At 67.8% G+C, this 22,371-nt stretch carries 23 protein-coding genes; 10 read left to right on the forward strand and 13 right to left on the reverse strand.

Annotation, left to right across the window (positions count from 1 at the left end; all coding sequences use genetic code 11):
• Positions 1 to 93 precede the first annotated feature (93 nt).
• Genes SH203_RS13730 through SH203_RS13740 form a run of 3 tightly spaced genes read right to left on the reverse strand, consistent with a single transcriptional unit; the run spans position 94 to position 2,641 of the window.
• Complete coding sequence (locus tag SH203_RS13730) at positions 94 to 987, reverse strand: alpha/beta fold hydrolase (protein ID WP_087121524.1); 894 nt, start codon at positions 985 to 987, stop codon at positions 94 to 96.
• Positions 988 to 1,046: 59 nt separating this feature from the next.
• Entirely contained in the window at positions 1,047 to 1,556 is a 510-nt protein-coding gene (locus tag SH203_RS13735) for an HAD-IIIA family hydrolase (protein ID WP_087121525.1), read from the reverse strand.
• Positions 1,553 to 2,641: an AGE family epimerase/isomerase gene (locus tag SH203_RS13740; RefSeq protein WP_087121526.1), complete on the reverse strand. Its 1,089-nt coding sequence runs from the start codon at positions 2,639 to 2,641 to the stop codon at positions 1,553 to 1,555. The genes SH203_RS13735 and SH203_RS13740 overlap by 4 nt, the downstream gene beginning before the upstream one ends.
• 181 nt (positions 2,642 to 2,822) lie before the next feature.
• On the opposite strand from SH203_RS13740, the gene SH203_RS13745 reads away from it, so the two are divergent.
• The 4 genes from SH203_RS13745 to SH203_RS13760 all read left to right on the forward strand — a co-directional run bounded on the left by SH203_RS13745 (position 2,823) and on the right by SH203_RS13760 (position 6,654).
• Entirely contained in the window at positions 2,823 to 3,980 is a 1,158-nt protein-coding gene (locus tag SH203_RS13745) for a DegT/DnrJ/EryC1/StrS aminotransferase family protein (RefSeq protein WP_087121527.1), read from the forward strand.
• A gap of 153 nt (positions 3,981 to 4,133) precedes the next feature.
• Complete coding sequence (locus SH203_RS13750; RefSeq protein WP_087121528.1) at positions 4,134 to 5,066, forward strand: Gfo/Idh/MocA family protein; 933 nt, start codon at positions 4,134 to 4,136, stop codon at positions 5,064 to 5,066.
• 47 nt (positions 5,067 to 5,113) lie between these two features.
• Positions 5,114 to 5,617 carry a hypothetical protein gene (locus SH203_RS13755; RefSeq protein WP_087121529.1) on the forward strand — a complete coding sequence of 168 codons (504 nt, stop codon included), beginning with the start codon at positions 5,114 to 5,116 and terminating at the stop codon, positions 5,615 to 5,617.
• 239 nt (positions 5,618 to 5,856) lie between these two features.
• Positions 5,857 to 6,654 (forward strand): exodeoxyribonuclease III, encoded by a 798-nt coding sequence (locus tag SH203_RS13760; protein WP_087121530.1) that lies wholly within the window; start codon positions 5,857 to 5,859, stop codon positions 6,652 to 6,654.
• 3 nt (positions 6,655 to 6,657) lie between these two features.
• On the opposite strand, the gene SH203_RS13765 is transcribed toward SH203_RS13760, so the two are convergent.
• The gene (locus SH203_RS13765) at positions 6,658 to 8,082 is read right to left on the reverse strand and encodes a PLP-dependent aminotransferase family protein (protein WP_234989518.1); all 1,425 of its coding nucleotides are present in this window, start codon (positions 8,080 to 8,082) and stop codon (positions 6,658 to 6,660) included.
• A 90-nt stretch (positions 8,083 to 8,172) separates the two neighbouring features.
• Between SH203_RS13765 and SH203_RS13770 the strand changes: the two genes are divergently transcribed.
• A complete protein-coding gene (locus SH203_RS13770) occupies positions 8,173 to 8,772 on the forward strand; it encodes a YitT family protein (RefSeq protein ID WP_087121532.1) in 600 nt (199 codons plus the stop codon).
• Between the two features lie 3 nt (positions 8,773 to 8,775).
• On the opposite strand, the gene SH203_RS13775 is transcribed toward SH203_RS13770, so the two are convergent.
• The gene (locus SH203_RS13775) at positions 8,776 to 9,462 is read right to left on the reverse strand and encodes a response regulator transcription factor (RefSeq protein WP_087121533.1); all 687 of its coding nucleotides are present in this window, start codon (positions 9,460 to 9,462) and stop codon (positions 8,776 to 8,778) included.
• Between the two features lie 83 nt (positions 9,463 to 9,545).
• Positions 9,546 to 10,244 (reverse strand): YggS family pyridoxal phosphate-dependent enzyme, encoded by a 699-nt coding sequence (locus tag SH203_RS13780; protein ID WP_087121534.1) that lies wholly within the window; start codon positions 10,242 to 10,244, stop codon positions 9,546 to 9,548.
• Here SH203_RS13780 and SH203_RS13785 point away from each other — a divergent pair.
• Positions 10,243 to 10,902: a thiamine phosphate synthase gene (locus tag SH203_RS13785; protein WP_200808957.1), complete on the forward strand. Its 660-nt coding sequence runs from the start codon at positions 10,243 to 10,245 to the stop codon at positions 10,900 to 10,902. The two genes, SH203_RS13780 and SH203_RS13785, sit on opposite strands and share 2 nt — an antisense overlap.
• Here SH203_RS13785 and SH203_RS13790 read toward each other — a convergent pair.
• Positions 10,892 to 11,275 carry an NtrZ family periplasmic regulatory protein gene (locus tag SH203_RS13790; protein WP_087121536.1) on the reverse strand — a complete coding sequence of 128 codons (384 nt, stop codon included), beginning with the start codon at positions 11,273 to 11,275 and terminating at the stop codon, positions 10,892 to 10,894. The two genes, SH203_RS13785 and SH203_RS13790, sit on opposite strands and share 11 nt — an antisense overlap.
• A gap of 365 nt (positions 11,276 to 11,640) precedes the next feature.
• Between SH203_RS13790 and SH203_RS13795 the strand changes: the two genes are divergently transcribed.
• The 4 genes from SH203_RS13795 to holA all read left to right on the forward strand — a co-directional run bounded on the left by SH203_RS13795 (position 11,641) and on the right by holA (position 16,529).
• Positions 11,641 to 12,105, forward strand: a complete 465-nt coding sequence (locus SH203_RS13795) for a DUF3576 domain-containing protein (protein ID WP_087121537.1) — start codon at positions 11,641 to 11,643, stop codon at positions 12,103 to 12,105.
• 176 nt (positions 12,106 to 12,281) lie between these two features.
• Positions 12,282 to 14,861: a leucine--tRNA ligase gene (gene leuS, locus SH203_RS13800; protein ID WP_087121538.1), complete on the forward strand. Its 2,580-nt coding sequence runs from the start codon at positions 12,282 to 12,284 to the stop codon at positions 14,859 to 14,861.
• Entirely contained in the window at positions 14,861 to 15,337 is a 477-nt protein-coding gene (gene lptE, locus SH203_RS13805; protein WP_087121539.1) for an LPS assembly lipoprotein LptE, read from the forward strand. Before leuS ends, lptE begins: the two co-directional genes overlap by 1 nt.
• A gap of 139 nt (positions 15,338 to 15,476) precedes the next feature.
• The gene (gene holA, locus SH203_RS13810) at positions 15,477 to 16,529 is read left to right on the forward strand and encodes a DNA polymerase III subunit delta (protein WP_087121540.1); all 1,053 of its coding nucleotides are present in this window, start codon (positions 15,477 to 15,479) and stop codon (positions 16,527 to 16,529) included.
• Here the strand turns inward: holA and SH203_RS13815 are convergent.
• From SH203_RS13815 to mnmE, 6 genes are all read right to left on the reverse strand, one after another.
• The gene (locus tag SH203_RS13815) at positions 16,526 to 16,708 is read right to left on the reverse strand and encodes a hypothetical protein (RefSeq protein WP_087121541.1); all 183 of its coding nucleotides are present in this window, start codon (positions 16,706 to 16,708) and stop codon (positions 16,526 to 16,528) included. The genes holA and SH203_RS13815 overlap by 4 nt on opposite strands.
• A 26-nt stretch (positions 16,709 to 16,734) precedes the next feature.
• Positions 16,735 to 17,625 carry a ParB/RepB/Spo0J family partition protein gene (locus SH203_RS13820; RefSeq protein WP_200808958.1) on the reverse strand — a complete coding sequence of 297 codons (891 nt, stop codon included), beginning with the start codon at positions 17,623 to 17,625 and terminating at the stop codon, positions 16,735 to 16,737.
• A 29-nt stretch (positions 17,626 to 17,654) separates the two neighbouring features.
• Complete coding sequence (locus tag SH203_RS13825; protein WP_087121675.1) at positions 17,655 to 18,476, reverse strand: ParA family protein; 822 nt, start codon at positions 18,474 to 18,476, stop codon at positions 17,655 to 17,657.
• The gene (gene rsmG / locus SH203_RS13830) at positions 18,457 to 19,089 is read right to left on the reverse strand and encodes a 16S rRNA (guanine(527)-N(7))-methyltransferase RsmG (RefSeq protein WP_087121543.1); all 633 of its coding nucleotides are present in this window, start codon (positions 19,087 to 19,089) and stop codon (positions 18,457 to 18,459) included. The genes SH203_RS13825 and rsmG overlap by 20 nt, the downstream gene beginning before the upstream one ends.
• Positions 19,089 to 20,969, reverse strand: coding sequence for a tRNA uridine-5-carboxymethylaminomethyl(34) synthesis enzyme MnmG (gene mnmG / locus SH203_RS13835; protein WP_087121676.1), 1,881 nt, complete (start codon positions 20,967 to 20,969; stop codon positions 19,089 to 19,091). The genes rsmG and mnmG overlap by 1 nt, the downstream gene beginning before the upstream one ends.
• A gap of 93 nt (positions 20,970 to 21,062) precedes the next feature.
• Positions 21,063 to 22,370: a tRNA uridine-5-carboxymethylaminomethyl(34) synthesis GTPase MnmE gene (gene mnmE, locus SH203_RS13840; RefSeq protein ID WP_087121544.1), complete on the reverse strand. Its 1,308-nt coding sequence runs from the start codon at positions 22,368 to 22,370 to the stop codon at positions 21,063 to 21,065.
• Position 22,371: the final 1 nt, after the last annotated feature.

Raw genomic sequence — 22,371 nt, forward strand, 5'->3', positions numbered from 1 at the left:
GTGAAGTGGGCTGTGCGCCCCCGCTGAAGCACAGCGGCGGATGGCTCGATCCCCGGATCAAGCCCGAGGATGACGGGGATGGTGCAAGCCCCCTCACTGCGCCTCGGACAGAAACGCGAAGATCGCCGCCTGCGCTTCCGGCTCGTCCAGCATAGGGGCATGGCCGACGCCGGGAACCTCCACATAGGCCATCGACGAGGCGGCCTTGCGCATTCTGTCGGCGATGTCGGCGCTCAGCAGATCGGAGTTTCCGCCCCGCACGAGCAGGGTCGGCTTCTGGGCCAGGCGCAGGAAATCCGGCCAGAGGTCTGGAACCAGCGCCCTGGCCCCCGCCGCCCGGATCGGCACGGCGATGTCGGGGTCATAGTTCAGGCCGATCGCACCATCCGGCTGCTGGCGGAAGATGCGGCGGGCGAACCCGTCCCAGTCGGCGTCCGAATAGTGGGGAAAGGCCACGCCGTTGATCCGCCGGGCGTAGGCGGCGGCGTCCGCCCAGGTCGCGATCTCGACCGGCTGACCGCTGTAGCTGGCGATCCGCGCCAGACCTTCCGGCGCCACCTCCGGGCCGATGTCGTTCAGGATGGCCGCGACCACCGCCTTGGGCCGCATCGCCGTCAGCGCCATGGTGATCAGCCCGCCCATGGAGGTGCCGACGAAGACCGCCCGCGCGATCCCCGCCTGATCCATCAGGGCCAGGACGTCGCGCGCATAGACGTCCGGCGTATAGGTCATCGGATCGGGCGCCCAGTCCGACAGGCCGCGCCCCCGCACGTCCACGGCCAGCACCCGCCGTCCGCCCTGCGCCATCAGCGGCGCGATGGCCTCGAAGTCCGCGCTGTTTCGCGTCAGCCCATGGATGGCGATGATCGGCTTCCGCGCCGGGCCGGGACCGGCCGCATAGTCGCGGGCGAACAGATGAAGGCCGTCCGGCGAGGCCCAGCGCCGCTCGACGAACGGTTTGGGATCAGGCGATGGCGAACCCGGCATGGGCGATCTCCTCCAGCGTTTTCGCCAGAGTAATTCACCGGACGAGGAAATGCGACGCCTTACAGGCCGACCGTCTCGCGCACGAAGTCGTCCAGATCGCCGCCCGCGAACAGAAAGCCCTTCACCCCCGCGCGTCGCCCCGCCTCGATGTCGGTGGGCTGGTCGCCGATGATGAAGCTGCGGGCGGGGTCCAGATGGTGCTCGGCGATGGCGCGCGTCAGCATTCCGGGATTGGGCTTGCGATCCGGGTGATCGGCATGGCGATAGCGCGCCTCGACCGCATCGGCGTGAAAGGGGCAGGCATAGACGGCGTCGATGACGGCGCCCTGTTCGGCCAGGGTCTCCACCAACAGGGCGTTGAAGGCGTGCATCCGATCTTCGCTGAACAGGCCCCGCGCCACGCCCGACTGATTGGTGACGATGACGGTGCGATAGCCCGCCTGGTTCATCCGACGCACCGCCGCCGCCACGCCGGGCGTCAGCTTCAGATCCTCGGGCCGATGCGGATAGCCGCAGTCCTCGATCAGGACGCCGTCGCGATCCAGAAAGGCGGCGGGGGTTCCGGTCATAGGTCCAGTCTCAGCAGTTCGGAAAAGGCGGTCATCAGGTGATAGAGGCTGGAGGCCGGCGCCGCGCGGTCGTTGGATCGCCCGTCCGCCTCATAGCTGTCGACCCACAGACCCGGCACGTCGGTCGCCAGATGGGTGTCCAGAATGCGGTCGATCAACCCCGCCACGCCTTCGTCCCTGAAGCTCAGGCCCGTCCGCACCGCCTCGGTCTGGGCCCACAGACGCCGGCCGCCGTCCAAGGGCGCGCCGGACGGATCGATCTCGCGGATCAGGAAGCCGTCGCGGCGGCCTTGCCTCACCGCGCGGCGATGCAGCGTCTCGGCGGTCGCTTCGGCGTCGGGGTCCAGCGATCCGGCCTGACGCAGCAGCCAGGCCCATTCCTCCAGATGGCCCGGCTCGATCACCCGGCCATTCTGCGGATCGAGCCGCCAGTCGGCGCCGAAATATTCGCGGATCGCCCCATCGACCATGAAATGGCGCCGACACAGATCCAGCGAGACGCCCGCCGCCGCCGCGAACGCCGGGTCGGGGGCCGTCGCCTGCCAGGCCAGCATGGCCTCCAGCATATGCATATGCGGGTTCTGGCGGCGCGGCAGGCGCGGCGGCAGGGCCTCATGCCATCCGTCGTGCGGCGCGGCCATCCGCGCCTCGATCGCCGCCAGGGTCTGAAGCGCCAGGGGCCGGGCGCGCGGATCGCCCAGCACCCGATGCGCGGCGGCCAGAGCGAACATCACGAAGGCCACGTCATACAGATCGGGCGCCGCGTCGATCACCGCGCCCTCGTCGTCCGTCGCGCCGATCCACAGGCCGTCATCGCGCCGGCCCGTGGCGATCAGACAATCCAGCCCCGCCTGGGCCACGCCGCGCCCCGCCTGCCAGCCCAAGGCGGCGGCTTCGCAAAACACATAGACCTGACGCGCCTGGACGCGGGTGCGCCGGCGCTGGCCCAGGACCGGCCGCCCGTCGAAGTCCAGCTGTTCGAAAAAGCGGCCTTTGGCGTCGACGCCGCGTTCGACCCACAACGGCAAGGCATGGTCGAACAGCCAGTTGGAAACCCTGGTCTGAGCGGCGGCGAGGGCGATCATGGGGCTGGCTTAGAGCATCAGCCCGGCCCCCGCCAAGCGAAAGCGACCGTTGCAAAGGGCAACGCGATGTGACGCCCCGCGATTTGGCCCCCGCGTCCGATCTTGCTAGGACGGCGCGACATCGGCGGCCCGCAGAGGCCCGGCCGCGCGGCCCCGATCCTGTTATGGAGAGAGCGACCCCATGATCCCCTTCATCGACCTTCAGGCCCAGCGCCTGCGTCTCGCCGGCAAGATCGAGGCCGCCGTTCAGGACGCCGTCGTCGGCGGCGCCTGGGTCATGGGCCCGCAGGTGCGTCAGTTCGAGGCCGACCTCGCCGCCTTCGGCCGGGCCAAACACGCCCTGGGCTGCGCCAACGGCACGGACGCCCTGGCCCTGCCGCTGATGGCCTGGGGCGTGGGACGCGGCGACGCGGTCTTCGTGCCCAGCTTCACCTTCGCCGCCACCGCCGAGGTCGTGCCCTGGTTTGACGCCGAGCCGGTGTTCGTCGATGTGGACGCCGACACCTACAACATGGACCCGGCCGCGCTGGAGCGCGCCATCGAAGGGATCAAGGCCGAGGGCCGTCTGACGCCGCGCGTGGTCATCGCCGTCGACCTGTTCGGCCAGCCCGCCGACTATCCGGCGATCAAGGCCATTTGCGACAAACACGGGCTGAAGCTGATCTCGGATTCGGCGCAAGGCTTCGGCTGCACCATCGCGGGCGAACATCCGCTGAAATGGGCCGACGTCACCACCACCAGCTTCTTCCCCGCCAAGCCGCTGGGCTGCTACGGCGACGGCGGGGCGGTGCTGACCAATGACGACGAACTGGCCCAGCTGATGGATTCCATCCGCGTCCACGGCAAGGCCGTCGCCGTGGACCTGAAGGACCGCGCCTTCGACCACGACCCCAAATATCTGAACATGCGGATCGGTCTGAACAGCCGTCTGGACACGATCCAGGCCGCCGTCCTGATCGAAAAGCTGAAGGTCTTCGCCCAGGAGATCGAATGGCGGAACGCCGCCGCCGCCCGCTACAACGAAGCCTTGCGCCCCCACGTCGCCAAGGTCCCGGACGTGCCGACCGGAAACATCTCCAACTGGGCGCAATATACGATCGAACACCCGAACCGCGACGGTCTGGCCGCGCACCTGAAGGAACAGGGCGTGCCCACGGCGGTCTATTATCCGATCCCGCTGCACCTCCAGCCCGCCTATGAACACTATCCGCGCGGCGCGGGCGGCCTGCCCGTGACCGAGCGGCTAAAGGACGTGGTCGTCAGCCTGCCGATGCATTCGGACCTGGACGCCGCGACCCAGGACCGCATCGTCGCCGCCGTCGCTTCGTTCAAAGGCTGAACGTCGAAGCTATTTCTTTCGTCATCCTAGGCCTTGTGCCTAGGATCCATAAAGTCGGACCTACGACCCGTCGCACCGGACCACACCGGGAGTATGGATCCTCGCCACAAGGGCGAGGATGACGGGAAGAGAGAAGCAATAAGGGTCGTCCTCATGCCAACCACCGCCCCCCTCAAGATCGGCGTCGCCGGCGCCGGCGTCATGGGCCGCAACCATGCGCGCGTCGCCTCGGAAATGCGCGAGTTCGACCTGACGACCATCTTCGATCCCGACGCCGTGACGGCTGAGGGCGTCGCCGCCGCCTATGAGGCGTCGGCGGTCACGACGGCCCAGGCCTTCGTCGATGCGGGTCTGGACGCCGCCGTCGTCGCCACGCCCAACCGCTTCCACGCCGAGGTGGGGGTGGCCCTGCTGGAGAAGGGCGTCCATGTCCTGGTCGAAAAGCCCATCGCCGCTACGGTCGCCGACGCCGAGCGCATGATCGACGCGGCCCGCGCCAACGACCGCGTCCTGATGGTCGGCCAGGTCGAACGGTTCAATCCGGCGGTCGAGACGGTCAAGCGCGCGGTCGCGGACGACGAGATCATCTCCATCCAGATCACCCGCGTCGGTCCCTTCCCGCCCCGCATGGGCGAGGTCGGGGTGGTCATCGACCTCGCCGTCCACGACATCGACATCATCCGCCACCTGACCGGCTCGGAAATCACCGAGGTCCAGCCCCAGCTGGCCCGCACCCGCGCCGACCGCGAGGATACGGCCCTGCTGCAGTTCCGTCTGGACAATGGCGTGATCGCCCACATCACCACCAACTGGGTCACGCCCTACAAGACCCGCACCCTTCAGGTCGCCACCAAGACCAAGTTCATCGTCGCCGACCTGATCACGCGCCAGGTGACGGAATATTTCGGCCAGCAGCCGGACGGCTCCTATTCGACGCGGATGCTGAACGCCTGGCCCGCCGAACCGCTGAAGAAGGAACTGGAAGCCTTCGCCCGCGCCATCAACACGGGCGAGACGGCGGCTGTGACCGGCGAGGACGGTCTGCGAAACCTGGAGGTCGCCCTGCGCTGCCTGGGCGAGGCCTGATCGACGCCAGCCCCGTTATCGCCGCAAAACCTGAGGAAGAGACACCTATGCGCCGTCTGAACGCCCTTTCTCTCGGTCTTGCCGCCGCCCTCGCCATGGCGGCGCCGGCCCATGCGGACACCCGGTTTCTGTCCTACAACGCCTCGGATCGCATCACCCAGGCCCTGACCAAGGGGGTTACCCTGGAGGTGCGGCGCGGCCTGTTCGGCGCGGTGCAGGTGGAGCGGCTGTTTTCCACCACCGCGCGCGGCACGGCCGGCTTTACGCGCGGCGGCCCCGATGCGGCGCGGCGCGTCCTGCCCGACGGCGCGACCGAGAGCGACATCTATTCCGTGGATCAGGACGGCGACGGCCGGGGCCTGGCCCGCGCCCTGTGTCCCGGGGCCGACGAGGTCTGGCTGATCATGAGCCGCGTGCGCGCGCCCCGCCCCCTGACCATGCAGGCCGTGGGCCGGTGGTCCGACGGCGCCTATCGGCACTGCGTCACCCTCAGCTACGACTGGCGCGGCGAATGGGCCACCGCGCCCGCCTCTCCCGCCATCACGAACTGATCCCGACCCCAAGGCGATTCGTCCGCCGCCGGACTGTTTCATAATGAACACGCGCAAGCGGACATTATGGGTGTTTGACTTTTATATTCGACAGTGACACTTTCGGCACAGGAACGGCGGCGGCCGTTCTACCGCCACGGAAGATATCCCCCTCCCCGGCGGCGAGAGAGACGAACCTCCCAGAGCCCGGCCCGTCACGGCCGGGCTTTTTTTAACCGCCGCGCCTGCTAGACGGGGGCATGACCCTTCGCCTCGCCACCTGGAACATCAACTCCGTCCGCCTGCGCATCGATCAGGTCGCCCGTTTCGTCGCCGAACGCGCGCCCGACGTCCTGATGCTGCAGGAAATCAAATGCACCACGGACCAGTTCCCCCGCGCCGCCTTCGAAGAGATGGGCCTGCCGCATCTGCGGGTGGCGGGTCAGAAGGGCTGGCACGGCGTGGCCATCGCCAGCCGCCTGCCGCTTGAGGACAGCGACACCTTCCAGGTCTGCAAGCTGGGCCACGCGCGCTGCGTCTCGGCCAGCGTCGCCGGAATCGACGTGCAGAACTTCTACATCCCGGCGGGCGGCGACATCCCCGACCGGGCGCTGAACCCCAAGTTCGATCACAAGATGGACTTCTATGAACAGTTGACCGGCATCGTCGCCAAACAGGACAAGGCGCGGCCGCTGGTGATGGCCGGCGACTTCAACATCGCTCCGGGCGAAGGCGATGTGTGGAACCACCGCTATATGTCCAAGATCGTCAGCCATACGCCGATCGAGGTCGAGACCCTGAACCGGCTTCAGGAGACCGGCGGTTTCGCCGACGTGCTGCGCGACCGTTTCCCCGAGCCGCAGAAGCTCGCCAGCTGGTGGAGCTATCGCGCCGCCGACTTCCGCAAGTCCAATCGCGGCCTGCGCCTGGACCACGTCTGGACCTCGCCCGGCCTGACGCCCGCCGTGGTCAGGGACACGGCCCGCATCCACGACGACGTGCGTGAATGGGAACGCCCCAGCGACCACGCCCCCGTGACCGTGGACCTGGACGTCTGATCCTCAATAGACGGCGACCGGCCTGATCGCCCTCACGGCGGCGGCGGCGCCACCGACCCTCCCGGCCGCGCGGGCCAGGCGCGTCACCGCCTCGTCCAGCTCGGCTTCGGGCAGGGTATAGGGCAGACGCAGTCGGCGCTCGAAGGCGCCGTCGACGCCGAAGCGGGGACCGGCGGCGAGGCGCAGGCCTTCGACCTCGGCCTGGATGGTCAGGGCGGAACTGATCGGCCCGGGCAGCCGCGCCCATAAGGACAGCCCTCCGGCTGGATGCGGACACGTCCAATCCGGCAAGCGTTCGGCCAGACGGGCGCGCAGGTGATCGCGGCGCGCGCGCAGCAGGGGCCGGCGCGCGGCCAGGGCCTTGCCGCCGTCGTTCAACAGCTCGACCGCCGCGAGCTGCTCCAGGATCGGCACGCCCAGGTCGAAGCTGGCGCGGCTCTGGGCCAGTCGTTGGATCACGGCCCGGTCGGCGCGGACCCAGCCGATTCGCAGTCCGCCCCAGACGCTCTTGGACATCGAACCCAGCCGCACCATGCGCGGCGCATCGACGGCGGAAGCGCTCAAGGCCGGCGGCCCGCTCAGCGTCAGATCGACCAGGGTCTCGTCCAGCACCAGCAAGGTCTCCGACCCCTTCAGGCCCGCCAGCAGCCGCGTCCGATCCGACGCCCGCATCATTCGCCCCGTTGGATTGTTGTGGTCCAGCACCAGATAGGCCATCGCCGCCCCGCTGCTGCGACAGGCCGAGACCAGACCCTCGACATCCCAGCCCTCCTCGCCTTCGACGTCCGGCAGGGCCACAGGCACGGCGCGGCCGCCCGCGGCCAGAATGGCGTCGATGGCCTGGGGATAGGTCGGGTGGTCGAACACCACCGGTCTGCCCACCCGCACCGTCAGCCGCAGCAGATGGACCAGGCCGTTGTGCGCGCCGTGGGTGATCAGGATCTGGCCCGGCGAGGTCGGCAGGCCACGCCGCCGATAGCCGGCCGCCACCGCCTCGCGCAGTTCCTCCAGGCCCGCCGTCTCGTAACCGTGGCCCGGCAGGTTCGCCGGCAGTCGCTCCAGCGCCCGGACATAGGCGGCGTGGACATTGGGATCGGCCGGCAGGACGGCGGACGTCAGATCGATCAGGCCCGGCCAGTCGCCCCGATCCTCGATGCCCCCTTTGCGCGGTCCCGGCCCGGCGGGAAGGCGGGTGCGAGCCGCCGCCCCCTGACCGCCCGACAGGAAGCCTTCGTCGCGCAATCGCCCATAGGCGGCCGATACGGTGGTGCGGCTCAGGCTCAACGCCTGCGCCAGTTCGCGCTCGCCCGGCAACCGCGCCGCCAGCGGCAGACGACCGTCCAGAATCAGCAGCCGGAGCGCGCCCGCCAGCTGGCGATAGGCCGCGCCGGCGCCCGGCGCACGCCAGGCGCCGAGATGGCGGGTCAATGAGACAAGACCGATGGAACGGGGCGACATGACGCCAGCTTGGCACAACTGGCCCTTTTTTACATAGCCAGTTTCAGGCAAGTCCCGATCATGACCCGTCGCCTGACCCAGCTATTCGCCGGCCTTGTTCTCTACGGCCTCTCCATTGCGATGATCGTGCGCGCCGATCTGGGGCTGGACCCGTGGGACGTGCTGAACCAGGGCGTGTTCGAACGGTTCGCCCATCCGGCCGGGATCAGCTTCGGTCTGGTCGTCAATCTGATCGGCCTGGCCGTGCTGTTGCTTTGGATACCCCTGCGCCAGAAGCCGGGCGTCGGCACGGTGGCCAATGTTCTTGTCATCGGGACGGTCGCGAACGTCGGACTGGATCTTATCCCGTCCGGCCTGGGCCTGCCGTTGCGAACAGGCCTGCTCGTCCTTGGGATCGTCCTGAACGGCGTGGCCAGCGGCGCCTATATCGGTGCAGGTCTGGGGCCCGGTCCGCGCGACGGCCTGATGACCGGCATCGTCGCCCGCACCGGCTGGCCGGTGAAATGGGTTCGGACCAGTATCGAACTGACCGTCATCGCCGTGGGATGGCTGCTGGGCGGCTCGGTCGGTCTGGGCACGGTGCTGTACGCCGTGACCATCGGCCCCTTGGTCCACGTCTTCCTGCCGATGTTCGCGATCCGCCCGAAGACGGCCGACTGAGCCTTACGGCTGAAGCCGATAGCCGCCCGCGTCGGTCAGCAGCAGACGGGCATGACCCGGCTCCGGCTCGATCTTCTGACGCAGGCGATAGATGTGGGTTTCCAGCGTGTGGGTCGTGACCCCGGCGTTGTAGCCCCAGACCTCGGTCAGCAGTTCTTCGCGCGACACCGGCTTGGCCCCGGCGCGATAGAGGTATTTCAGGATGTTGGTTTCCTTCTCGGTCAACCGCACCTTCTTGCCCTTAGCGTCCATCAACACCTTGGCGGCGGGCCGGAACTCATACGGGCCGATGGTGAAGACCGCGTCCTCGGACTGTTCGTGGCTACGCAGATGGGCGCGGATGCGCGCCAGCAGAACGGCGAACCGGAAGGGCTTGGTCACATAGTCGTTGGCGCCCGCGTCCAGTCCGAGGATGGCGTCCGCGTCCGCCGATTGCGCCGTCAACATGATGACGGGCGTGGACACCCCGTCCTTCCTCAACAGGCGACAGGCCTCGCGCCCGTCCATATCGGGCAGATCGACGTCCAGCAGGATCAGGTCGGCGCGGATCTCGCGCCCCATCCGCACCCCGTCCGTCGCGGTCGAAGCCTGCTGGGTGCGAAACTCCTCATGCAGGTTCAACTGCTCGGCCAGGGCCTCGCGCAGGTCGTCGTCGTCGTCGATGATCAGGATGGTCTTGGGCGTAGGCATGGGACTGACAATGGCGAGGCTTGGCCCCCGCGCCAAGGCTTGGGGGCGTGAATATTCACATCGGGTTACGGGCTAGAGGCCCTTTAGGGCCGATTTCGTTCCCCGAACAGCGCCGTTCCGACCCGCACATGGGTCGCGCCGCACCGGATCGCGGTCTCGTAATCGCCGCTCATCCCCATCGACAGCACCGACAGACCGTTGCGCTCGGCCAAGCCGCGCAGCATCGCGAAATGCGGTTCCGCGTCCTTATCCGCGGGGGGAATGCACATCAGCCCCTCCACTGTCAGCCCATAAGTTTCCCGCGCCGCCGCGATCAGGGCGTCGGCGGCATCGGGAAGCACGCCGGCCTTCTGAGGTTCGGCCCCCGTATTGACCTGGACCAGCAGACGCGGCGATCGGCCGCGTTTCTCGGCCGCCTCGGCCAGGGCCCAGGCCAGCTTCTCGCGGTCCAGGGTCTCGATCACATCGAAAAGGGCTGCCGCGTCCTCGACCTTGTTGGTCTGCAGCGGCCCGATCAGCCGCAGTTCCAGGCCCGGCAGACCGGCGATGCGGTCGGTCCAGCGGCCTTGCGCCTCCTGCACCCGGTTTTCGCCGAACACGCGCTGGCCGGTGGCCAGTATGGTGTCGATGGCTTCCGGTTCCTGCGTCTTGGACACGGCGGTCAGGACGACATCGGCGGGATCGCGCCCGGCCGCCCGGCAGGCGGCGTCGATGCGGGCGCGGACCTCGGCCACCCGTTCGGCGATGGACGGCGAGGCGGAAGCGGGAGAAGAAGGGGTCATGATCCTGCCAGCCGGTTACAGCGACGATGCGCGCACGCTCTGGAACGTCGCGACCGCTCTAAACCGCGCCGCCGCCGCTGTCAGCCCGGCCGCCGTCGGTCTGCCGCCCCTGCTGTTCTTCACCGATCCCGCCCGCACCCCCAGGCCGTGGGCGACGGCGGTCCGGCTGCCGGCCGGTTCGGCGGTGATCTATCGCGCCTTCGGGGCGACGGACGCGGTCGAGACCGGACGGAAACTTCGCGAGGCGACGACGAAGGCCGGGGTTCGGCTTCTGGTCGGGCTGGACGTCCATCTGGCGCAAGCGGTGTCGGCCGACGGCCTGCATCTGCCCGAACGATCGGCGGACCAGGCGCCGGTGCTGCGCGCGGCCCGCCCCGACTGGCTGCTGACCGCCGCCTGGCATGGCGAGGCGGCGCCGCCGACAGGTCTGGACGCCCTGGTGCTGTCGCCTGTTTTCCCCGCCGGCGGGGCCTCGGCGTCGAAGCCGGCCCTGGGCGTGGACGGGTTCGCCACGCACGCGGCGCAGGCGAACGCGCCGGTCTATGCGCTGGGCGGGATCGAGGCGAAAAACGCGGGACGGATCGTCGGCGCCTGCGGTCTGGCGGGCGTCGATGCGATCCGGCGGGCCTTCGGCGAGCCGCCGAAGATCAGAATTTGAAGATGGTTTCCAGACGCACGCGCGGCTGGGCGCGACCGTTGGTTTCGGCCGCACGGGCCGGATCGGCCTCGGGCGTCGCCACGGCGGCGGCGGCGCCGACGCGCAGACGGTCGTTAAGGCGATAATAGGCGCCCGCCTCGACATCGCCCCAGTCGGTTTCGCGTCCGACCGGCTGGTTCAGGTTGAAATCCAGACCCCAGCGGCCCCGGTCGTTCAGGCGAAGGCCACGACGTTGCGGTGTCGTAGAATTGCGCTGGGCGCTCTGGGCTTCCGACAGCGAGACCGTGTTGGACGCGCTCTGAGCGAGCGCGGACGTCGAGACGGCAAGCGCCATCGTCGCCATCACCACAGCCAGGAAACCACCGAACCGCATAACCAAATCCTTCGAACCCCGCCGAAAGGCGACGTTTCCACCCCGGACCGACCTTATATAGTCGTGAACCCGGCGATTAGACACCGGGCGTCGGCCCGGTCAACGGAATGACCGCTCGATAACAAGGTTCCCCTTCATTGTTGTCGGCGTATGTGTCTCAAGCGTCACGGGATTTGGCCGGCTTCGGGCCGAATGACGTCGCTTTGTCGCAAACGTGGGCCGCATAGGACTGCGCCGGCCGCGACTTCGCCTTGTCATCGCCCCTTTTCACCGTGTTATAGAGCCGTGCAGTCGGCGTTTCATCGCGTCGCGCGCCCGTGCGAGCGAGGGCTCCCACGTCCCTGAGTTTACGGAGACTTCTCTTGATGAGCCTCAACAAGGCCCTGGTTCGCAACGTCGCGGTCGTGCTGGTGTCTGGCGTGGCCCTGGGCGCGTCGCTTTCGGCCTGCTCCAGCCTTCCCTTCGTCGGTGGCAAGAAGTCCGCGCCCAAGACGAATGTCCAGCAGGGCATCGGGGTCAACGCCTATCTGTGGCGCGCCTCGCTCGATACCCTCAGCTTCATGCCGCTGCTGACCGCCGATCCGTGGGGCGGCGTGATCAACTACGACTGGTACATCAACCCCCAGACGCCGAACGAACGCTTCAAGGCGACCGTCTTCATCCTGGACACTCGTCTGCGCGCCGACGCGCTGAACGTCACGGTGACCAAGGAAATGAAGGGCGCCGACGGTCAATGGACCGCCGCCCCGGTCGCCGCCCAGACCGAGGCCGATCTGGAAAACGCCATCCTGACCAAGGCGCGCCAGCTGAACCTGTCCAACGCGGGCTGAGGCCCGCCTTGGTTCTTTGTCGGCGCCAACGCCTTTCGGGCTGTTTGAACGCCGACTAGTCTAGTTTCGTCGGACCTGCTGGGAACGCCGAAACGCATTACTTCTTGGGCGCTGTCGTCCTTCGGGCTAGTTCAGTCGGGAGGGCGTCAGCGCCCTTTTCGACTTTCAGGACGACCGTGGCCCGTTACGAACCCAAGACCGCCGAACCCCGCCAGCAGGCCCGTTGGGCCGAGGCCTCCGCCTTCGTCACCAGGGACACCGGCCGGCCGAAATACTATGTGCTGGAGATGTTCCCCTATCCGTCGGGCGCCATCCACATGGGCCACGCCCGCAACTATGTGATGGGCGACGTGGTGGCGCGATCCAAGCGCGCCCAGGGGTTCGACGTTCTGCACCCGATGGGCTGGGACGCCTTCGGCATGCCGGCCGAGAATGCGGCGATGGAACGCGGCATCCATCCCAAGGGCTGGACCTATTCCAACATCGCCACCATGCGCGAGCAACTGAAGCTTCTGGGTCTGTCGCTGGACTGGTCGCGCGAGTTCGCCACCTGCGACCCGGAATATTACGGCAAGCAGCAGGCCTGGTTCCTGGAGCTGTATCGGCGCGGCCTGGTCTATCGCAAGGACGGCGTCGTCAACTGGGATCCGGTCGATAACACCGTCCTGGCCAATGAGCAGGTCATCGACGGGCGGGGCTGGCGCTCGGGAGCGTTGGTCGAGAAGCGCAAGCTGAACCAGTGGTTCCTGCGGATCACCGACTATGCCGACGACCTGATCGAGGGTCTCAAGACCCTGGACCGCTGGCCCGAAAAGGTCCGGCTGATGCAGGAGAACTGGATCGGCAAGTCCAAGGGCGCGACCCTGTGGTGGACCATCGCCGAGGCGCCGGCCTTCCTGCCCGCCTCGCCCGAGGGCGAACCGAACCATGCCCGCGACCCCATCGAGGTCTATACGACCCGCCCCGACACCCTGTTCGGCGCCAGCTTCCTGGCCCTGGCCCCCGACCACCCGCTGACCAAGGCCATCGCCGAACATCGGCCGGACGTCGCCGACTTCATCAAGGCCTGCGCCCAGACCGGGACCAGCGAGGCCGAGATCGAAAAGGCCGAGAAACTGGGCGTCGATCTGGGCGTCCGCGTCCGCCACCCGTTCGACCCGGACAAGACCCTGCCCGTCTGGGCGGCCAACTTCGTGCTGTCGACCTATGGCTCGGGCGCCATCTTCGGCTGCCCCGCCCACGACCAGCGCGATCTGGATTTCGCCCGCAAATACGATCTGCCGGTGACGCCCGTGGTCAAGCCGGACGACGCCGAAACGGTCGAGATCGGGAGCGAGGCCTATGTCGGTCCCGGCCGCATCTTCAACTCCGGCTTCCTAGACGGGATGGACGTGGAGGCCGCCAAGGCCGCCGCCATCGCCAGGGTCGAGGCCGCAGGCCAGGGCCGGGCCGAAACCATCTATCGCCTGCGCGACTGGGGCGTGTCGCGCCAGCGCTACTGGGGCTGCCCCATCCCGATCATCCACTGCGCGTCCTGCGGCCCGGTGGAGGTTCCGGCCGACCAGCTTCCGGTCGAACTGCCGGACGACGTGACCTTCGACGTGCCCGGCAACCCGCTGGCGCGTCACGCGACCTGGAAGCACGTCAAATGCCCGTCGTGCGGCGCGGACGCCACGCGCGAGACCGACACCCTCGACACCTTCGTCGATTCCAGCTGGTATTTCGCCCGTTTCACCGACCCGACTGCCGAGGCGCCGATCGACAAGGCCGCCGCCGACCGCTGGCTGGCGGTCGATCAATATATCGGCGGCGTCGAACACGCGGTGCTGCACCTGCTCTACGCCCGCTTCATCACCCGCGCCCTGTCCGACGCCGGCATGTTGTCGGTGAAGGAGCCGTTCGCCGGTCTGTTCACACAAGGCATGGTCGTCCACGAGACCTATCGCCGCGCCGACGGCGGCTGGGTCGAGCCGACCGACATCGAGCTCAAGAACGACAATGGCGTGCGTTCGGCCCGCCAACTGTCGACCGGCGAGACCTTGATCATCGGCGACATCGAAAAGATGTCCAAGTCCAAGAAGAACGTCGTCGCCCCGGCCGAAATCCTGGAAAGCCACAGCGTGGACGCCGGCCGTCTGTTCGTCCTGTCCGACAGCCCGCCCGAGCGCGACGTGCAATGGACCCCCGGCGGCGTCGAGGGCGCCAGCCGCTTCGTCCAGCGCGCCTGGTCGCTTTTCGACGCCTATGACGCGGCCTTCGCCGGCGAGGACAAGGCCAACGCCGATCTGCTGCGCGAGACGCACAAGGCCATCAAGGCCGTGTCCGAAGGCGTCGAGGGCTTCCGCTTCAACTCCGCCATCGCCAAGCTCTACGCCTTCGTCGCCGCCATCCGCGACGCGGGCCAGGCGGGCGGTGACGCCAAACGTCAGGCCCTGTCGGCCCTGGCCCGTCTGATCGCGCCCTTCACCCCGCACCTGGCCGAGGAATGCTGGACCCGGCTGGGCGAGGACGGCATGGTTCTGGACGCGCCGTGGCCCGTGTGGGACGCTGCGCTGGCGGCCGACGACGAGGTGGTCCTGCCCATCCAGATCAACGGCAAGCGTCGCGCGGAAATCCGCGTGCCGCGCGGCATGGAGCCCGCCGAGGTCGAGGCGCTGGTTCTGGCCGACGACACCGTCAAGGCGCGTCTGGAGGGTCTGAGCGTGAAGAAGATCGTCGTGGTCAAGGACCGCATCGTCAATCTGGTGGCCGGCTGATGCGCGTCGCGGCCGCTCTCGCTGTCCTGGCGTCGCTGGCCCTGTCGGCCTGCGGCTTCACGCCCCTGTACGCCGGACCGGCCGTGGGGTCGTCGCTGCGCCGCATCGCCGTCACCACGCAGGACGACCGGCTGGGCTACCGGCTGCGCGAGCAGCTGGAGGACGCCCTGGCCTGGGACCGCGCCGCCACGCCGCTGTATCGCCTGACTACCCAGGTCGAGCAGAAGCGTCGTCCCCTGGGCCGACGCATCGACGACACCGCGACCCGATACGAACTGACGGTCAAGGCGACCTGGACCCTGACCCCGGCCGCCGGCGGCGCGCCCGTCACCGGCACGGAGACGGTCACGACCACCTACGCCGCCGCCGACCAGCCCTATGCCGCCATCGCCGCCCAGCAGGACGGCGAAGAGCGCGCCGCGTCGGAGCTGGCCCGCCTGATCCGGCTCGACCTCATGCAGGCGTTGTCCAAGTGATCCTCCCCCGCACAGCGGGGGAGGGGGACCACGGAGTGGTAGAGGGGGCGACCCCAAACTCGGTGTGCGCCCTCGCCCCCTCCACCACCTGCGGCGGTCCCCCTCCCCCGTTTCGCTGCGCTTCTCGGGGGAGGATCGATTGATCCTGGCCAAACGCCCAGAGATCGAACGCTTCCTGAAGGCGCCCGATCCGGCGATCCGAGCTGCGGTGATCCACGGCAAGGACCGATCCGGGGTGGCGGAGCGGGCGGAAACGCTGTGCAAGACCGTCACGCCGGACCTGAACGACCCCTTCAACGTCACCGTTCTGACCGACAGCGACATCGACAGCGATGAAACCCGGCTGGAAGAGGCCCTGACGGCCATGTCCCTGATGGGCGGCCGTCGTCTGGTGCGTATTCGTCTGTCGGCCCTGAAGCCCGGCGTGGACAAGGCCGTCGCCGCCGCGCTGAAGATCCATGCCCAGGGCGGCTACAATCCCGACGCCATGCTGGTGGTCGAGGCCGATCAGCTGGGCCGCGAATCGGCGCTGCGCAAGACGGCGGAAAAGGAAGACGGCGCGGTCGGCATCGTCTGCTACGAGGACGAAACCGGCGACGTGGCCCGGATGGTGCGCGAGGCTTTAGCCGCCGACAAGGTCGGCCTGACATCGGACGCCCTGGATCGTTTCGTCGCCCGACTGCCCCGCGAACGCGGCCTGATGCGTCAGGAGATCGAGCGTCTGGCCCTTTTCATCGGCCCCGGTTCCGGCCGGACGCTGGATACGGACGCTCTGGAGCAGCATCTGGGGGTCGAGCCGGACGCCTCCCTGTCCGAAGCCGCGCTCCAGGCCTTCGGCGCCCGCCCCGCCCCCGCTCAGTCGGGCCTGAGACGCGCCTTCGCCGAGGGCGAATCCTCGGTCATGGCCGTGCGGTTCGCCGCCATGCACCTCGGAAAACTACGTCGAATCAATATCTTGCAAGCCAATGGCGCGAACGCCAAGGAGGCCGCAAAGGCCGCCGGCGTCTTCTGGAAGCAGGAGGCGGAAATGCTGCGTCAGGCCAGGTCCTGGCGGCTGGAGGCGTTGGACGAGGTCATGGACAGCATCAACACCGCCGATGTCGCCACCAAGACGACCGGAATGCCCGACCAGCTGATCGCCGAACGCCTGTTGCTGGAGATCGCGAGCCGCGCCCGACGGCTGGGGCTTTAGCCGCGCTTCGAGGCGCGGCGGAAGGCGGGCTTGGCCATGGCGACATTGCGCGCCGCAACGGTCTTTTCCTCCGCCTTTGCGCCGACCTGGCCGTTGAAGCCATGCCCCGCCTTGGCCTTCTTGGCGGCGAGCGCCTGTTTCAGCTTTTCGGCGGCGGTGGGCGTGTTCTGATCGGTCATGCGCCCACCCTATCACATCCCGCCTCTCAACCCCGCATCAGGCGTCGGCACAGGTCGTCCAGCTGCTCCAGCGTGCCGTAACGGATCGTCAGCTCGCCCTTGCCGTCCCGGTCGGTCAGCTGGACGTTCAGCCCCAGGGCGTCGGCCAAATCCTGCTGCAGGGCGACGACATCCGCCGATCCGCCGCCGCTGGTCTTGCTCCCACCCGACCGGGCCTTTGGCGCCTTGGGCCCCTCCAGCGCGCGGCGGGCCAATGCCTCGGTCTCGCGCACGCTGAGACCGTCGACGAAGGCGATATCGGCCAGCTGCCCCGGATCGGGCGTGTTGATCAGCGCCCGCGCATGGCCCGCCGACAGCTTGCCTTCGCGCACATAGAACAGCACCCGTTCCGGCAGCTGCAGCAGGCGCATGGTGTTGGCCACATGGCTGCGACTCTTGCCGACCACGCCGGCGACCGCATCCTGGGTCCGACCGAACCGCTCCATCAGCACGCGATAGGCTTCGGCCTCTTCCAGGGGGTTCAGATCGGCGCGCTGCACGTTCTCGACGATGGCGACCTCGAACACTTCCACGTCGTCCATCTCGTGGACCACGATCGGCACTTCGGTCAGGCGCGCGGCCTGCGACGCGCGCCAGCGCCGCTCGCCGGCGATGATCTGCCAGACGCCCTCCTCGCCCGGCTGGGTCCGCACCAGGATCGGCTGAAGCACGCCCTTGTCGCGGATCGAGGCGGTCAGCTCTTCCAGGTCTTCCTGACGGAAAACTTTTCTCGGCTGGTCCGGGTTGGGTTTCAGGCTTTCGATCGGCGCGCGCCGCACGCCGGCGGGCGTCGGCGCATCGGCGGCGACCGGCGCCTCCGCATTCTCGCCCATCAACGCCGACAGGCCGCGGCCCAGACCTCTGTGTCGTTCAGCCAAGATACTGCTTCCGTTTCTTCTTCTAGGGTTCAGGCGGCCAGTTTCAGCCGTTGGCGCTCACGCTTCACGACCTCGCGCGCCAGACGCAGATAGGCCTGGCTGCCGGCGCATTTCAGGTCATAGATCAGGGCCGGTTTGCCGAAAGACGGCGCCTCGGCCACACGCACGTTGCGCGGTATGACGCTCTCATAGACCTTGTCGCCGAAATGAGCGCGGACATCGTTGGCCACCTGGCCCGACAGGGCGCTGCGGCGATCGAACATGGTCAGGACCAGACCCTGGATTTCCAGCGACGGGTTCAAACTGTGTTTGACCATGTCGATGGTCCGCATCAGCTGGCTCAGTCCCTCCAGCGCGAAGAATTCGCACTGCAGCGGCACCAGCACCGCATCCGCCGCCGCCATGGCGTTCAGCGTCAGCAGGTTCAGGGACGGCGGGCAGTCGATCAGCACATAGTCATACGCGGTAGGGCCGTTATCATGTGCTCTCAGCGCATCGCGCAGTCGATAGGACCGACGATCCGCCTGACTCAGTTCGATTTCGACGCCCGACATATCCGCATCCGCCGGCACGATCCAAAGCCCCGGAACCGTGGTCTGCACCGCCGCATCGTCGATGGACCGCTGATCCACGACCACATCGTATATAGTCACGCGCCGTGTTTCACGTGGAACACCCAGTCCGGTGGAGGCATTGCCCTGCGGGTCCATGTCCACGATCAGGACGCGCTCGCCGATAGCCGCCAAAGCCGTGCCGAGGTTGATGGCCGTCGTGGTCTTGCCCACGCCGCCCTTCTGGTTGGAGACGGCCAGGACCCGTGCGGGCTGTTTGCTACGACCTGTTGCGGGCACGTCGAACACTCCGAATTGTCACGATGCGGCCGCGCGGGTCGCTCTGCGACGGGGCCAGTTCGGCTTCGAAATGCCAGGATTTCCGCGCTTCGATCAACTCGGATTCGGCCTTCTCCCCCTTGAGGAACAGACCTTGTGCACCCCTTTCAAAGTAGGGCTGTGCATAACCCAGCAACTTGTCCATCGGCGCAACGGCGCGCGCCGTCACGATGTCGCATGTCACGGCCTGCGCCTCCGCCCGACCATTGATGACCGTCGCCGGCAGGTCGAGCCCATCGACGATCTCCTGCAGAAAACGGCACCGTTTCCCCAGCGAATCGATCAGCCACACATGGGCGTCCGGTCGCCCCTTCGACAGGATCGCCAGCACCACGCCCGGAAATCCGGCCCCCGCCCCCAGATCGGCCCAGGTCAGGGCCTCCGGCGCCCTTTGCATCAGTTGGGCGCTATCCCAGGCGTGGCGGTTCCAGAAATCCGGCAGACTGTCTGGCCCGACCAGGTTCATCACGGCATTGGCCTCCCCCAGCCGAAGGCGAAACGCCTCCAGATCGGAGAGTTGATCCGGCGTCGCGCCGGCCCACGCCTGAAAGGCGGCCCTTTGTTCGTCCAGCATCAGGCGGCGATCGTTTCGCGCGGACCGCGCTTCACATGGGCCAGCAACGCGGTTAGCGCGCCCGGCGTCATCCCCTCGATCCGACCCGCTTGCCCGAGGGTCAGGGGCCTGATCCGCGCCAGCTTCTCGCGCACCTCATTGGACAGCCCACCGATGCTTTCGTAGTCCAGGTCTATCGGCAGCTTCAGCGCCTCCTCGGTTTTGAGCGCCTTGGCGTCCAGAGACTGCCGATCCAGATAGTTGGCGTAACCGGCGTCGATCACAACCTGCTCCCGGACGTCCTCCGACCAAGCGGCGATCTCCGCGATGGCAGGGAGGAACTGATCGAGCGTCACGTCCGGAAAGGCGAGCAGTTCGCGCATGGACCGACGCCGACCGTCGGCGTTCACGGCGATTCCCAAGGCGCCCGCTTCCTTGGGTGTAAACAGCGTTTCACGTGAAACAGTCTGGGCCTTGGCCAACTGCTTCGCCTTGCGCTGGAACCGCTCGCGACGGGCCTCTCCGACGATGCCGATCTCGATCCCCAGCGGCGTGAGCCTCTGATCGGCATTGTCCGCCCGCAGGGTCAGTCTGTATTCCGCCCGGCTGGTGAACATCCGATACGGCTCTGTCACGCCGCGTGTAACCAGATCGTCGATCATCACTCCGATATAGGCTTGGTCGCGGCCCAGGATCACAGGCCCCTCGCCCGCCGCCGCACGGGCAGCGTTCAGTCCCGCCATCAGCCCCTGCGCCGCCGCCTCTTCGTAGCCTGTCGTGCCATTGATCTGGCCTGCCAGATACAGGCCCGGCCGTTTCTTGGCCTCCAGCGCCGGCGTCAGTTCGCGCGGATCAACATAGTCGTATTCAATGGCGTAGCCGTAGCGAAACACCTCCACGGCCTCCAAGCCCGGGATGGTGCGCAGAAAGGCCAGCTGGGTCGGTTCCGACACCGAGGTCGATATGCCGTTCGGATAGACAGTCGGATCGTCCAGACCTTCCGGTTCGAGGAAGATCTGGTGGCTCGTCTTGTCCGCGAACCGCACCACCTTGTCCTCGATGGAGGGGCAATAGCGCGGCCCCCGCCCCGACAGCCGCCCACCATAGACGGCGCTTTCGCCCAGATTTTCGGCGATGATGCGGTGGGTCTCTTCCGTCGTATGGGTCACGCCGCACGCGATCTGTGGTACGGTGATGGCTTCGGTCATGAAGGAGAAGGCGGACGGCGCCGCGTCCGCCTGCTGCATCTCCAGCCGGTCCCAGGCGATGGTCCGGCCGTCCAGCCGCGCCGGCGTGCCCGTCTTCAATCGTCCCATCGTCAAGTCGGCCGCGTGAAGATCGGCCGCCAGACCTGTGGACGGGTCTTCTCCATGACGCCCTGCGGGAATGCGCGCATCGCCGCGATGGATGACGCCGTTCAGGAAGGTGCCGGTCGTCAGAACCACGGCGCCGGCTCGGATCGTTTCTCCGGCCCCGGTCGTCACGCCCACGACCTTTTCGCCATCCAGCAGCAACCGCTCGGCGGTTCCGGCCATCAGCGTCAGGTTCGGCGTCGACGCCAACTCCGCCTGCATCGCCTCGCGATAGAGGCGGCGGTCGATCTGGCTGCGCGGCCCCCGCACAGCCGCGCCCTTGGAACGATTCAGCAGACGGAACTGAATGCCTGAGACATCGGCTAACCGCCCCATGACGCCGTCCAGGGCGTCGATTTCGCGCACGAGGTGCCCCTTGCCCAGACCGCCGATGGCGGGGTTGCAGGACATTTCGCCGATGGTTTCCAGCTTCTGCGTCAGCAGGATCGTGCGAGCGCCCGCGCGCGCCGAGGCTGCGGCGGCCTCGCAGCCGGCATGGCCTCCGCCGATGACGACGACGTCGCAGACGATTTCGTTGGGATCGATCATCCGCGCCACATAGGCCAAATCAGGTGTTTTCGCCAGTGACAGCAAACCGATGTCGGCCTCTGTTTCACGTGAAACATCGGTATGGCTAAGGCGTCACTTGCCGATGCAGAAGGTCGAAAAGACCTGTCCCAGTATGTCCTCTACACCGATGCCGCCGGTCACGCGCGCCAGGGCCTCCGCCGCACGTCGCAGATCGTCGCCCGCCATTTCCGGCGAAACATCCAGCATAGCCTTGCCGGCCTCAACGGCGGAAAGCGCCTCGACCAGACGCAGACGGTGGCGTTCCCGCGTCACGGCGGGAAAGTCCGCCCCCGCCAGATCCTTCGCCAGCCGGGCGGCGATCCAGTCGTGCAGCGCGCCGAGCCCCTCCCCGGTCGTGGTGCTGATGTGCAGGACTTCATGGTCGCTGCCGAGGTCTTGCTTGCCGAGATCACGCTTGGTCGCAACGATCAGATCACCCGGTTGAGCGTAGTCCGCGGCCGTTCCCTCGGCATCACCCGGCGCCCGAACCCAAAGGCGAAGGTCGGCCTGGGCCGCGCGGGCGCGGGCGCGACGCACCCCCTCGGCCTCGACAGGATCGTCGCTGTCTCGCAAGCCCGCCGTATCGGACAGGGTGACGGCATAGCCGCCGATCACCAGTTCGGCGTCCAGAACGTCGCGCGTCGTGCCCGCGATGGGGGTTACGATGGCGGCTTCACGCGCGATCAGGGCATTGAACAACGAAGACTTGCCGGCGTTGGTTTCGCCGATCAGGACGATGCGATAGCCGTCCCTGACCCGCTCTCCGCGCCGTCCCGTGTCGATGGCGCGGCGCAAGTCGGCGATCAGCCGGTCCAGCACCGGACCCGCCGTCCGCGCCAGATTGTCAGGCACCTCCTCGTCGGGGAAGTCGATCTCGGCCTCGACCAGGGCCAGGGCGTGAAGCAGATCGCGGCGGAAACCGGCGTAGGTTTCGCTCAACCGGCCATCCAGTTGACCCAGCGCCTGTTTCGCCTGAGCGGCCGTCTCGGCGTCGATCAGGTCAGCGACGGCCTCGGCCTGGGCCAGGTCCATACGGCCGTTCTGGAAGGCGCGGCGCGTGAACTCGCCGGGCTCGGCCGGTCGAACGCCGAGCGCGATCAGGGCTCGGCTGGCGGCCTCCACCACCGCGCGTCCGCCGTGAAGATGCAGTTCGGCCGAATCTTCGCCTGTATAGGAATGCGGGGCGACGAACCGCAGGACCAGCGCCTGGTCGATATGTGCGCCGTCGTGGTTTAGACTGCGAACCGACGCCATGCGCGGCTTCAGCCCATGGGCGCCCAAAGCCGTCAGGGTCGGCTCCACCTGTGGTCCCGACAGACGGATCACGGCGATGGCTCCGCGACCAGGCGGGGTCGCGAGGGCGAAGATGGTGTCGCTCAAG

This window comes from Brevundimonas sp. SH203 (assembly GCF_002157625.1).
Lineage (GTDB): Bacteria > Pseudomonadota > Alphaproteobacteria > Caulobacterales > Caulobacteraceae > Brevundimonas.